Here is a 14,339-nt window from a genome sequence, read left to right as displayed (position 1 = left end):
TAATGTCGTTACTGCCGATGATTGCAGTAACACATATAAGAATCAATTCAATCTAGATATGACGAACGAACGCTGACGCTTTCTCCACTTGATCTGTACGCTTCTCATCCATGACTTGAATTAGCTTATTTAAACGGAAGATCAGCGCTGCAGCTTCGGATCTACTTAAGTGCTGCATGGGACGGAAGCTGCCGTCTTCATATCCTGTAATCATGTACAAACCTGCAAGTTCCTGCACTTCTTCTTTGGCCCAATTAGATACATCAGTCTGGTCGGTAAACGCTTTTGGGGAAGTCAGCGGTTCCGGTCTGATTTTACGGACAACATTAGCTATAATCTTGGATGCCTGTTCCCGTGTCACCAGCGCATGTGGAGCGAATTTCCTATTCCCCATGCCTTGAACCATCTCATGGTGAACGGCTGCCTTAATCTCAGGAGCAAACCAATCCTCATCGTTCACATCCTGAAATCCATGCTGTTCATTAACCGTTGTGTCCACACCCATCAGACGCACGATTAATGCGGTAAATTCTGCACGCGTGATCGGACGGCGTGGCTCGAAGCGAGTTTCACTTACACCTTGAATGATATTTTGTTCCGCCAGCCAGGTGATCTGATCTTTATTGAATGTTTGGCTGATATCAATAAATTTGATAATTTTTTTCACAGGTACATCAGGCTGCTCAGACGGTTCTGGTTGTGAACTCACCTCATCGGCTTGTTCCGATGTACCGTTTGGACTCGGGGTTGCACCGCCACCGCTCCAGGCGGATGGTGGATACGGAAAAGTCATGGCTGCTGCCCGTTTTCTTTCACTTTTTTCACCTGCTGAATTCTCCGTCCATACTTCCACCTCATAATGCTGCTCGGCATTCAGTCCTGTCCATACATGACTGCGCTGCGTGCCACGATAGATCTCACGATCTTTATGGGTGATCACAATCACCTCATTCATTGAATCCAGTTCCCAAGTTAGCTTAATCGTACTTGTGCCTTGCGCTACGGCTGCAACTGTCAGATCCTCGGAAGGCAACGTCTCGAATTCCGGAACCAGGAGCGCCTCACCCTCCCCTGCCTCATTAAATGGAACAATTGCAAAGTCAGTATAACGCTCTGCACTGATTAATTCAGACACATGTATTGATGTCTCCGTTGTTGTTCCCACAAGCTCTTCATTTCGATAGATTCGATAACCCGCAGCACCAGGAATCAGTTCCCATACGATGTCTGCACCATACATGGAACGCCCCTCTACTACAGGAAGTGAAGCAGCACTACCGGGCAAAGTCATGGCATGAAGGTAATAACCACCATCACTACTGCCCGAGGCATTCATGGTCTTCACTATATAGATATAGTTCACGCCCGGTTCGAGTTCCTTGTCGTCATAGAACAGTTCGTCTGCAGGAACACGAGCAACCTCCACACCATCACGCTCAATGATAAACAACTCGGCACCTTCGACCCGGCTCTGTTCCAATAGAAGACGAATGTGATCCTTCGCTGAATTAAACTCCACTTTGACCGGAGCTGCTGGCTTGGTCAGGACAGAATACGCCAGCTTCTCCGATGCATCTCCCTGATCATTCTCTGTGTAGATTTCAATCGAGTACTGTTTGCCTGCATCCAGTTGATCAACAATAAACTCTTTTGTTTTGCCTCGGTATACTTCTGTACCATCCAGTAATATAACGAAAGTTTCGTTCCCATAAGGGAAGTCCCATTCCAGTTTGGCGTGATCTGTCTCCGGATATATCTTCATTTCCAGTGAATCCACATGAGGTAAGGTGTAAAAAGGAATCACGGTCATTGGGCTTCCTGAACCAGCCGTATTATAAGGAATAATCTGTACCTGATCATATCGGGTTGCACTCTCCAGATGAGTTAATCTCACCTCTGTGATATCCCCTTCTTCAATCGTGGTGAACATCTGATCTCCGATACGTATGATATATCCCTCCGCACCTTGTACCTTTGGCCAAGAGATCAATCCCTCTTTTTCCCCAATCTTGCTTGCATGTAAAGGTTCATGAATGATCGCAGGCAACGTTCGCAAGTGAACTTCGAAACCGGAATCACTCTCTCCCGTTGCATTGGATGTTTTGATGGTATACGTGTAATGCTCTCCTGGTGTCAGTCCAAGATCTTCAAATGAAGCTTGATCCGCTGGAACCTTAGCGACTTCAACACCATCCCGCATAATGATGAATTGCTCTGCTCCCCGTGTTGAGCTTCCAGTCAGGTCCAATACCGCAGTCTTATCTGTGATGTGTGTTATGCCTGCCGTCTGAGGTGATATGGGTTTCGTTAAAACCTGAATCTGAATAGACTCTGACCGATGCCCATCTTCATTAATCGCAACAAGTTCGAATTCATACGCCGTGCCATCCAGGATACTATTGAGATGTACAGACGGTTCAGACACGCTCTGCACATCTCCCGTTACCCGATTACGAATCTCATATGCTACTGCTCCCTGAACAACATCCCAAGCCAGATCCACCACATGTGTTCCGGCTTTCACTGTTATACTTTCTGCAACCAATGGCAACGTTTGAGTCATTACACTGAAATTAAGCGGCCCACTCGTTCCACTCGTATTGACTGCCCGAATCACATAAGTGTATTTCGTTCCTGGCGACAGATCCTTGTCTACAAATTGGGTCTCACTTGAATCCATCTGAGCGATCTCTCTTCCATCCCGTTCAATGACATAATGATCTGCCCCTTGGACACCTGTGTTACTGAAATCCAGACCCAGGCTGTTTTTTGCCACATCATATACTGCAACCTTAACGGGTTTCTCAGGCAAAGTCAGCAGAGATACATCCGTCGCTTCAGAACGAGTTCCCTGTCTGTTGACTGCCCATAGTTGATAACGATGCCACGTTCCACCCTGGAGACCTGTAATCGTCGCTCCATTCTCCATTCCTCTATAGATCTCCTTGCCATTCTGCTCAATCACGTATTCAGCGGCACCTTCCACGACAGACCAGGAAACTTTTGCATGATGTACTCCTGAATCAACAAGTACTTCGGCAGGCGACACAGGTTTGGACAATCGGATGAGCTGAGCTGTTTCACCTGATCCAGAAGCATTCACAGCCTGAACTTCCAAAGCGTACTCTGTACCTGGCAACAATTCCTCAACCGTGTAGGCCAGTTCTGATGTTCTGCCCACTTCTGTTCCATTGATTTTCACAATATAGAGATTCGCCGTATCTACAGCTTGCCATGCAAGTCCCATACTTGTCTCACCAGTCGATGTGACATTTAGTCCTTCCGGCCTACTAGGTAGCGTAAGAATTGTACTACTGGTGGATGCACCGTACCCAGCAGCATTGCCCGCCTGTACTTCATAGGTATACTCACGACTGCTTGACAGGTGGTGAACTGCGAGTTGTGTATCTGATATCTCATGGCTATGTCCATCGAGGACCACCCGATATTTCGTTGCCCCAGCTACAGGTTCCCAGCTCAAGATTGCTCCCTGTTCAGTTACTTGAACAACGTGAAGTCCCGAAGGGCTTTCTGGTAACGTTGTTCCTGATACCGAACTGCGCATCCCCTGTCCACTTCCGTTCACTGCTTGTACATCCAGTTGATAAGATGTTCCTGAACTCAGTCCTGCAAAGCTCCATTCTTGGGTTCCAGCAGGAACCGTTCCCGACATCTCTCCATTCAACCATAACTCATAACGATCGGCTCCTCGTACTGCTTCCCAATTCAGACGAAGGCTCGCTGTGGAAGCATCGGATACCTGTAAGCCGGACACTTGCCCAGGTAAAGTCTTGAGCAAAGGTAACCCTGCCAACGGTCCTGTTCCTGTCTCATTTCCGGCAATTAACGTATAGCTGTACTCCGTTCCGCTATCCAGACCCGAGTCCAGATACTCCGTCTGCTCTCCTTCATATATGGCTGCTCCATCACGTGAAAGACCATAATACGTTGCAGAAGTCACTGTCTGCCATTCTAATGAAATATCATGCTCCTGAATTTGAACGGCCATAAATTCTCCGGGCATTGCCGGCAGTGTGAGGAATCCGGTTCTACTGCTACCACCTGCTCCACTTTCATTCATTGCCGTTACCGAAATGTTATGAATAGTACCTGGAACGAGGTTGCTAACATAGGGAAGCCTGCCAGGATCAGATACCGTCTGATCAAATACGGTGGCACCGTCCGAAGTAGTCGCGATGATGCGGTAAGCATCTGCTCCTCGTACTGAATCAAAATGAATTTCGGCCAAATTGGGCTGTGAATCTACTTTTCGAACGTGCAACGTTCCGGGAGCTGCCGGAGTAGTTAATACTTGAACGCTTACTTCATCACTTACTCCGGTATGGTTTCTCACTCTAACTTCATATTCATAGACCTGACCACCGCTTAGGGAGTTATCGATTATACTGTGGTTAGGATAATCCAGTGTCCATGACTGTCCTGTCGTTTTATTCGTTATCTCATACTGATATCCATCGGTATACCTTTCCCCAGTTGGCAAATCCACTGTAAGTTCAGCTGATGTCTCAGCGATCTGTGTCATTCTCACATGATTCGGTTGCTGGGGCTTACGTTGAATATGGTAAGGTGATGATGTTGTCTCATATGTATTCCCTGCTCTGTCCATGGTTTTCGCATGGATGTACCATATACCTTCCGATTCGATGGATATTTTATGCTGGTCAGAGCGAGCTTCAAGCCAATGCTCCGGTGATTCTGCACTGTTCGTAACTTGATAGAATCGTTCCAGTTCCTGAATGCCTGAGTGGGCATCGGCATACTGAATGGTAGTGGATATATCCATGTCCGTCCAGCCATGTCCGTTCGGTGCAAATGTAATCGTTGGAGCCATCTGATCCACATAGGCGATTCGACTCACTTCCTTGCTTACATTGCCAACAGTATCCCTTGCTCGGGCCCGAATAGTGGTAGCGCCGTTTGTACTAACTGTACCGCTATTTCCTGTCATATACGGGGCATCATTCATGCTGTATTCATAGGATATCGCTTGTTCATCCATACTTCCAGCGATCGTGAATTGCACATGTTCTTTACTCCATCCAGAATGACTTATACTAATCACCGGCTCGGTTGGAGCTGTCGTGTCGATTCGAACCGTAGCCTGAGCGGACGTGCTTATATTGCCTACACGGTCAAGTGAGCGTGCATATACGATCGTTTCTCCCTCATCGGTAACCGTCACTTCACCCGTATAATCGATCCAGGGACCTTCTTTGTTAAGTCGATATTGGCTCTTGGCAAGCCCACTGCCCGCATCATCACCACTGTTTATTGCAAGAGTTACATCCTGATTCGTCCAATTCTCTTCATTTAACGTAATCGTTGGTTGCTCAGGCCCAGTCTTGTCGATTCTGGCTGTTGCCGAAGTGGACGCACTGACATTGGCGGCCCGATCAACACTTCGTGCGTAAATCTCAGTTATCCCTTCTTCACTTAGTGTAAGAGGAGCCTTATAGTCGATCCATTCTCCCTCACTTCCCAGCTTATATTGTGTCAGACCAATGCCACTTGCTTCGTCCGTACCCTCCGTTAATGTCACGATTACCGCCGCTTTTGTCCAATCGGGCGGATTCAGCGAGATGACAGGTGGCGTTGGTGCCGTCCGATCTACTCTGGCTGTCACAGCCGTTTCCTGTCCTGTATTACCAAACGCATCAATACTGCGTGCCATAACAGTTGTGTTTCCTTCGCTGCTTACGGTAAACGGAGCGCTGTATTCACGCCATTCTCCTGCCGGACCAACTTTTACTTCAGTCTTCTGAGTTCCGCTCAAGGCATCCTTTCCTTCTTCAACCGTGACCAGAACATCTTCCTTGGTCCATGTGGATGGAGTCACTGTAACGGAAGGAGCAGTTGGACCCGTCGTATCTTTAATCATCTCTCCAGCGGATATAAACGGAGTCTGTATCCCTTCACCATTCAGTGCCGCCACAAATACTTCATATTTTCCGTCCGCGAGTCCGGTAAGGGCAAACGCTGTACGTGTGGAAGTTGTTGTTCCCGTTGCGAGGACTTGCCCACCTGGACTGCGTATTTCCGTTTTATAATGGGTGCCCGCAGGATTTGCATTATTATTCCAGCTCGCTGTAACAGAGTTGCCTGATTGTGTCACAGCCGCAGCAGCGGGTGGATTGGCCAATGTGTATTTTGTGGATGGACTGGAGTAACCCGTATAGGAACCACTTGAATTTTTGGCACGTACAGCAAAAGAATAACTGGTATTCGGAGTCAGTCCAGTCACCTGCCGACTGTTTGATGTACCTGTATCCACGATCTGATTCGTCGTCATATTTTTCAGTTCATACGTTACGGATGCATCATTAGCCTTCTTATCCCAGTTGACCGTCAAGTTATTAGAATTAACCAATGTGTATGTCGGCGTTCCAGGCACAACAAAACTCCTTACCGTAAAGTTAACGGTTCCTGCTGAGGACACCCCACCTTTGTCATCCATGACCCATACTTGCAATGTGTGTGTACCATCTGGCAGGGTGTCAGGCAATGTGTAATTGGTGTTGAAAGACTGATTTGAACCCGTCGCGGTCATCTGGGTCAAAATGTTCTCAGACCCACCATCAATGGACCATTTCACGGTCAATAGGTCGCCTACATCCGTATCTCGCGTTGTACCAGAGATCTGAAGTTGCTCGCCTTTGTAATACGTTTGCCCCGAAGAAGGAGCCGTTAGTGTAAATGAAGGCGGAACGTTCTGAGGGCCGATTCCCACGATCGTTGAAAATTTGCGTGAAGCCTGATTCGCTGTTGCTTTGGCATTCCACCAGAATTGCGCAGCTGTATCACTCGCCGTAACGGTCTGGCCTGGAGTGAATGACGAAGGTGAAGAACCCCCTGTTAGCTGCGCATTGTCCGGACCGCTGTACTGTCCCATGTATATGCGATCTGCATTCACAACATTGTACGTATTCGCATAAAAAGCCGTGACCTGAACGCCGCCGCTGTAATTGCGCCATCCATTCTCGATGACTTCAAACGGAGATGCATCATTGCCATTCACCATCGTATCCCAATAAAATGTTCCACCCAAATTCAGTGCCGTTCCACTACGGTTGATAGCTTCCAGTTCAACCTTCATGTACCCACCTTGTGAGGTAGCATTAACGATAGATACACGCAAAATATATTCGACATTGTCCTTTTGCCGGGACATTTCAATCACATTATTGTTAATTCGGTAATAATTAAGCGGCAATGTTTTGAAGTTCACGGGTGATCCATTATGGTCGATAATCGTAGATACATTCCCTGTATCACCACCGTAAAATACATTTGTGTTTGGTAGTAATACAATTCTGTATTTGCCATCACTGTTCATCTCTACTTTCACCTTGGATGACTGTACAGCCTTCATGGTGGACGTATCGGATACAATCCCGATTGTTTCAACCGTTTCAGCCATTACCGTCGTTGCGCCCCATTCAAGCAAAAGGGCTTGAGGTGATAATAACGCAAATGCCAATACCACTTTGGTTAACTGTTCCGCTTGTTTCTTCACACGTTTTCCTGATTTCTTCAACGTCTACTCTCCTTTTTGGCACACAAAAAAAAGGAGGCACCCCAACAAAGGAACGATGTCCTAAGTTGGGGTGCCTCCCCTAACAAGTGTCATTTTTTCTTGATTATAACGATTAAGCGCATGAATGTAAACACTTGATCATGAACGCCTTACTTCTCATTTTTCATCTCTGATCTTTAATAACGCTTCATCCAATGCACCAACGACCTTGTCAGACCATACATCAAATTCCGGATCTTCGGTCTGTAACTCAGGATGCGCCAGAATGTGCTCAATCGTACGTCGAATGCCCTGATCGGCTCTTGTCGTTGCTACAAATTCCGGAACAAGCCGCTTCAGCTTGCTGTTATCAAACACAACGGTATTGGCTTTGTCACCCAGCAATCCGCCGCGAAGATCCTGATCACTGCATGCTGCCAAGAACTCAGAGGGTACATGTACCGCATGAAGCTTAACACCCAACACGCCAGCTATAATCTCATGAATCTGATTCCAGGTGACGGATTCATCTGAGGTGATATGTACCGATTCACCAATGGCATGGATATTTCCCATCAGCCCGATAAACCCTTTGGCAAAATCAGTATTGTGCGTGATGGTCCACAGTGAGGTGCCATCTCCGTGGATGATAACGGGTTTGCCTTCACGGATACGCTTGAGAACCTGCCAGCTGCCTTGAGCACCATGAACACCGAGAGGTACCGATTTGTCGCCATACGTATGGCTCGGACGCACAATGGTCACCGGGAATCCATGCTCGCGGTATTGTTTCATCAGATAGTCTTCACAGGCAATCTTGTTGCGTGAATACTCCCAATATGGATTCGATAAGGGCGTCCCTTCCGTGATCCGGTAATCAGCCAGAGGAGTCTGATACGCTGATGCTGAACTTATAAATATAAACTGCTTGGTTTTATCCTTGAACAAACGGTAATCTCGCTCCAATTGAGACGGTACAAAAGCGATAAAGTCTGCCACAACATCAAATTCCAGATCAGCAATCAGTTCCGCTACACGTGCCTCGTCATTAATATCGGCTTGAAGTACGTTGACCTCACTAGGTAAGTCACCGTTATGATTGCCACGATTAATTAAATACAGTTCACAGCCTTGCTGTGCAAGCATCTCCGTAATGGCCGTACTGATGGTGCCTGTCCCTCCAATAAATAGCGCTTTCATTTCGCCACCTCCTGATCGATTTTACCCACTTTCTCATGATATCACGCACCAAAAAAAGGAGCAAAGCTCGGTGACCCGAAACCTTGCTCCTTCTGCTTATACGACCTTAATCGTTGCATATATCATGTACATGCCGCAATGGATCTCATATTCTCCCTTGGGCAGATCTTTGTCGACCGTATAATAATTGGGTCCCTTTTGCATGTATAGATCCATGCCAAGTTTTTGTGATCCCACTGATTTCACATGTGTCACCGACCGGGTCAGAATAAAGTTGATTTTGGTCGGTACGCCAGCCTTCACCTCGATGACGTCTGGTCCAAAACCATCGTTGCTCACGTCCACATCAATGACTTCATATCCCTTCAAATCCTCCGGAGTCTCGGCTTGTGCTGTTACTGCACCTCCCGATCCGGGGGATACGTCTTTGCCCATAAAATAAACCAAAAATGATCCAAGCAGTACAACAACGGTCAGACCCAGTGTTAACCAAGGCCATGTTTTTCCAAACCAGCTTTTCATATAAACACTCCTCATTCGATGTCCCATCAATATTCAATCAACAGACGGATGTATTCATTAAGCATACCTGATTCGCATGACAATGAAAATGACCCCTCTGGGCTATTGCGATTGAGCAAAAATATTTCAATAGAAAAAGCCTGATTTCTCAGGCTTATCTACGGGTATTCCCGTTCATGCTTCGCAATATCCCTTTTTGTATAACTCAGGAATAGATCGGTGTATTCCGACTTCGTCTCATGCGTAATTTATACAACTCTGGCAGGGCTACACCAATAAGTACAATAATAACTCCGAACCATTGCAATCCGCTGACATGCTCATGAAGCACGATTGAGGATAACAATACTGCAATTGGAAGCTCCACTGCACCCAGGATTCCGGCCATGTCACCACCAATATGCGGAACGCCGATAGCGAACAGTACTGGTGGAATGAATGCCCCGAAGAATCCAAGCAGCAATCCAAATACAAGCAACTGGCTCCAGATCAATCCGTTAAAGAGGAATGTCGGCGGGAACAAAATGCACAGCAGGATCAATCCGCCTGTAACCATCCACGCACTGCGAAAGGCTGGATGCGCTGAAGGAACCGCTTTACCGCTGAACAAGACAAACAGGGAATAACTTACGGCTGCCATTAGTCCAAGAGCAATACCCAGACCGTTGAACTCACCCAATCCTTGTTCCAGGAAACCCGCTGCCAGCAAGGTTCCACCAAACAGAATGATCAACGTCAGGAATGTGACTTTGTCTGGACGTTGACGTTTGCTTATCGCCTGAATCAATACACTAATCCAAGTGAACTGGAACAATAGGATAATGGCAAGTGAAGCCGGGATGTAACGCAAAGACTGATAATACACGAGACCTGTAATTACCGTTGGTGTTCCAGCAGCCATCAATATCAGACGTTGTTTCCACGTCAACCGCTTGAATACCTGTGCCACGGCTCCTGATGCTTTACCATTTGCCTGTGACTTACGTTTTGTTCTAAATTTTGTGTATAGCGCCAGCATCCAGGATAGAAGAAAACCCGTGATCAGCTGTGCTCCCACAACCTCTCCAAGTTTATATCCTTCGCCGTACGCCAGAACCACAATCGTGGATAATATGCCATAGCTCATCGCTCCCGCGAGAACGGACAGATAATATTTCATTGTGAATAAACCTCCTGATGATAAGAAAAATACGCCCGCATGTTGGTTCATGCCAAGGTCACAGACACCATCTAAATGCAAAAAATCCTAACTACGAGCAAGGAATACATTGATTCCTTGGCATCGTAGTTAGGAAGTATAGGCTTCCCGTAGAGACCCTCGCCCTGTGTACACTTTCGGCCTGCGAGGTTATACGAAATGATATATGCAATTTGATGTAATTCGTGTGTGACGACTTTTCATATATTACATGGGAGGTGAGATGGTGTCAACCCTATTCCGTATAAAAAGTTGAACTAAATTATTACACCGAGTCGCTTCGATCGCTGTACCATTCTTCGAGTACTCTGATTACGTAAAAACGTCATGTCCGATTGGAGCTTGAGGAGTCCCACTCCAATGTTTGTTGTAAACCTGCCTTCAATCCATCCAGATCCAGGCCATCCACAGCAAAAGCCTCACGGATCAAAGGCGGCGCGACAAATTCATCATACTTGCCCAGATAAGGCGCTTCATCTTCAGCCAGTAACGCAGATGCGTCTTCAGCCGTTCGACACTCACTCATGATCTCGGCTAACAATGTTCGTTCGTCGACCTTGCCGGACACTACAAAATAATATGGCTCCATGGGCACAACCGAACGCAAGGCAAGTTTCTTGGACAGATTATGCTTCATCAGGCGCTCCAATGTACGGAATGATTTACTTCCTACCCAAGGAAGAACATACATCGAATCTCCCCCTGCCGGAATCACGACCTGCTTTAACAGTCCGCTTTCACGAGCTAGGCGGCGCGCCCGTTCAAGTCGATTGACGGCTTGTGGTGACAGATAGGGATAGATGGTCGAGTCGGACAACACTTCACGCATTTTCTGTACGACCGACGTATGAATATCTCCTCCCGCGCCAAGCCATAATGTATCTACTTTACCTTTTGCAGACTTCACATACACAGCCTTGTGCTTGTGATCGACCTCTTCCACTTTCCACAGTTTGCCTGCGAGCGAGAAGCAATAGCCAGGTGGGGGCACGGTTGTAATCGAACCAATCTCTTCCGATCCGTTTAGTACTTTATGTTCCTCATCGTCTTTAAACACGGCGTAGAAGCGATAATTATTCACAATTTTCTCACCTGTCAGACCGATGATCAATGTTCGATCCTCTGTCCATTGCAGATGATCCGTCTCAATGAGGTAATTCAGGAATACCTGATATTGATCAGGTCTGATCAACGCAAATGGCGCCAGCGAAAGGATGGCTTCTGCAAGATCTCTCGGCTCCGCCTCCCCCATACTTTTCAACATGCTCATCGTCTGATGATAGAGCACACCTATGGGCATTTTGCGGGCTTCAAGCGGCTCGACCCACTTCGTTTTTACATACAGTTCGATAACAGCAATCGCACGCATCAACGTCCACGGCATACGCGCTGGCAATTGCGCTTCCTCATCCTCTTCCTCCGGACATACAAAAAGCATCTCCGAAGCCATGTCCTCTCGTCTCCCTGAACGTCCCAGACGCTGTACAAAGCTGGACGCACTATACGGTGCACCGAGCTGAACCACACGTTCCAGTTCGCCCAGATCGATGCCCAGTTCAAGCGTGACCGTTGCCGCAGCAACTGCGGGCCCCGACCCAGTGCGTAGGGCAGCTTCCGTCTCTTCCCTCAGCATGGCCGAGATACTTCCATGATGCACATGGAACACATCACGCTCTTGCCTGCGAGCCGCGACTCGCCGCATCTCAAGAATGGTGACTTCAGCATCCGTTCGGCTGTTGGTGAAGATCAGCGCCTTTTTACGATGTGTGCTCTCATAGATGAAGTCGTAGTAGGCTTTACGTGCGTTATGAAGCTGCTCCGCCTGCTCCTCGTCCTGTGCATCTGGAAAAGAGAAATGTTCCACCCGCAGTCGCAGCTTGCGACCGCCCGGGGAAGAGACCACATCCACCCCCTGCTGCGTTCCCGCAGCAAGCCAAGATGTAGCCGCATCATAGTCACTAAGTGTGGCGGACAAGCCCACTCTTCGCGGTGCACAGCCAGCCATACGCTCGATTCTGGCAAGTTCGCTGAGTACTTGAATGCCCCGATCCGCTCCCATGAAAGCATGCACCTCATCGATGATGACATATCGCAAGTCATGAAACAGCGCCGGGATTGCATTCGGTCGATTCATGAGCAGACCTTCCAGCGATTCTGGCGTTATCTGGAGCACACCGGACGGATTTTTCATCAGTTTTGTTTTCTCCGCCTGAGGTACGTCCCCGTGCCAATGCCAAACCGGAATATTTCCTTCGGATAACAGATCCTTAAGACGTTCGAATTGATCATTAATCAGGGCTTTCAGAGGTCCAATGTACAAAATACCAACCGACTTGGAAGGCCGTTCATACAGCTCGGTCAATGCAGGAAAAAAAGCCGCCTCCGTTTTGCCGGAGGCCGTTCCCGCCGCAATCAGCATATGATGCGGGGTATGAAAACAGATATTACAGGCCTCAATCTGAGCAGGACGAAGCGATTCCCATCTTTTTTTATATATAAATTCCTGAACAAACGGCGCCAGCCGATAGAACGGATTATCACTCATAATTCAAACTCCGCCAGAAAGTCGTCCAGATCATCTGTATTCGCGGAAGCATCTGCCCCTTTACCCGTTTCCTGAGGTTTGGCAACCCGCTCGCCAAGTAATTGAGTATAAGTCACTTCAGGATTCTGGTGTAACGTATGCAGAACATCCATAAAGTCTCGTACCACTTCACGCGTGGTCAGCAATTCATCCGCACCCAGCCGGTTCACCGCCGTTTGCATAAAATCAACCAATTGTTCATCCGTCAGACTTGCGCTGTATCCAAAATGCAGGGCATGAATCTGCCGCAGCTTCTGTAGTAAAATCAGAATCTCTTCATGCGATAACATCGCCAGCTTCAGGATCGGACCTGTGTAATTCGCATACGCTTTGGCTGCATAACGACCATCAATAAGCCTGGAGCGAAGCGCCTCATAGCTGTATAATCCGCGCCGTTCATCCTCCACAAATTGCGGCGTACCGCCTACAAATATGCCCAGGTGCTCCGCTTTGCCCTGCATCGTATCATTGAACATGGTCAGCAATTTTTCATAGTTGCTTTGGCGGGAGACACTGTTTGTAATTTTGTACAGATTCACCGCTTCATCAATGAACAACAGCAACCCTTTGTAACCAATGCGCGCTGTGAATTCAGACCACAATTTGAAGTAGTCGTACCAGTTGTCATCGTCAATGATAACGCCAACAGCCAGTTCTTTTTTCGCTTCCGTTTTGGTTGCAAATTCTCCTCGAAGCCAGCGAAGGGCCGCCTGTTTGCGATCATCATCAGCCAGCTTGTACCCGTTCCAGTATGACGCCAGTACTTTGGCAAAATCAAAGCCGTGAACCAGATTCTGCATCTCCCCCGTCACTGCATAAATCTGTTTCTCTACCTCAAGCGGCAGAGCGGGATCATCCGGGCGCAGGTTCTGACTCTGCATCGTGGATTGTTGTAACCCTGCGATCCATTTTTGCAAAATCGGCTCCAACGCTCCCCCATCCGGGCGTGTGCGTGTAGACAGACGAGTCATCAGTTCGCGGTATGTCGCAAGTCCCTGCCCTTTGGTTCCCACCAATCGACGCTCTGGTGAGAGATCGGCGTCTGCCACAACGAAATCCCGATCCATCGCATAATTACGAATCATTTGCAAAAGAAAGCTTTTACCGCTGCCGTAACGACCCGTAATGAGTTTAAACGCTGCGCCTCCCTCGGCGATATTGTCCATATCCCGCAGAATGGCCTCCACTTCCGGTTTCCGACCGACAGCAATCTGCTCCAGCCCAATTCGTGGGACAACACCCGCTGTCAATGAATTTACAAGCGCGGTGGTCAGCCGCTTTGGTATTTTAAGTTCTTTCAC

The 14,339-nt window shown here is 47.8% G+C and carries 6 protein-coding genes and 1 riboswitch; all 6 genes read right to left on the bottom strand.

The window, feature by feature from the left end; genetic code table 11:
• Positions 1–52 precede the first annotated feature (52 nt).
• Positions 53–7,555 carry a fibronectin type III domain-containing protein gene (locus MHH92_RS13365; RefSeq protein WP_340904180.1) on the bottom strand — a complete coding sequence of 2,501 codons (7,503 nt, stop codon included), beginning with the start codon at positions 7,553–7,555 and terminating at the stop codon, positions 53–55.
• Positions 7,556–7,711: 156 nt separating this feature from the next.
• Positions 7,712–8,734 (bottom strand): SDR family oxidoreductase, encoded by a 1,023-nt coding sequence (locus tag MHH92_RS13360; protein ID WP_340904178.1) that lies wholly within the window; start codon positions 8,732–8,734, stop codon positions 7,712–7,714.
• A 96-nt stretch (positions 8,735–8,830) separates the two neighbouring features.
• Positions 8,831–9,256, bottom strand: a complete 426-nt coding sequence (locus MHH92_RS13355) for a cupredoxin domain-containing protein (protein ID WP_036608499.1) — start codon at positions 9,254–9,256, stop codon at positions 8,831–8,833.
• A 205-nt stretch (positions 9,257–9,461) separates the two neighbouring features.
• Positions 9,462–10,415, bottom strand: coding sequence for an EamA family transporter (locus MHH92_RS13350; protein WP_017688752.1), 954 nt, complete (start codon positions 10,413–10,415; stop codon positions 9,462–9,464).
• 106 nt (positions 10,416–10,521) lie between these two features.
• Positions 10,522–10,632: riboswitch (purine riboswitch) on the bottom strand.
• 147 nt (positions 10,633–10,779) lie between these two features.
• Positions 10,780–12,999, bottom strand: coding sequence for a DEAD/DEAH box helicase (locus MHH92_RS13345; RefSeq protein WP_340904172.1), 2,220 nt, complete (start codon positions 12,997–12,999; stop codon positions 10,780–10,782).
• On the bottom strand, positions 12,996–14,339 hold the full coding sequence (locus tag MHH92_RS13340) for an ATP-binding protein (RefSeq protein ID WP_340904170.1): 1,344 nt from the start codon (positions 14,337–14,339) through the stop codon (positions 12,996–12,998). Before MHH92_RS13340 ends, MHH92_RS13345 begins: the two co-directional genes overlap by 4 nt.

The sequence above is a fragment of the Paenibacillus sp. FSL M7-1414 genome (genome assembly GCF_038003195.1).
GTDB lineage: Bacteria > Bacillota > Bacilli > Paenibacillales > Paenibacillaceae > Paenibacillus > Paenibacillus amylolyticus.
The sequence above is the reverse complement of the archived record's forward strand: the minus strand, read 5'-3'. Positions and strand labels throughout refer to the sequence as shown.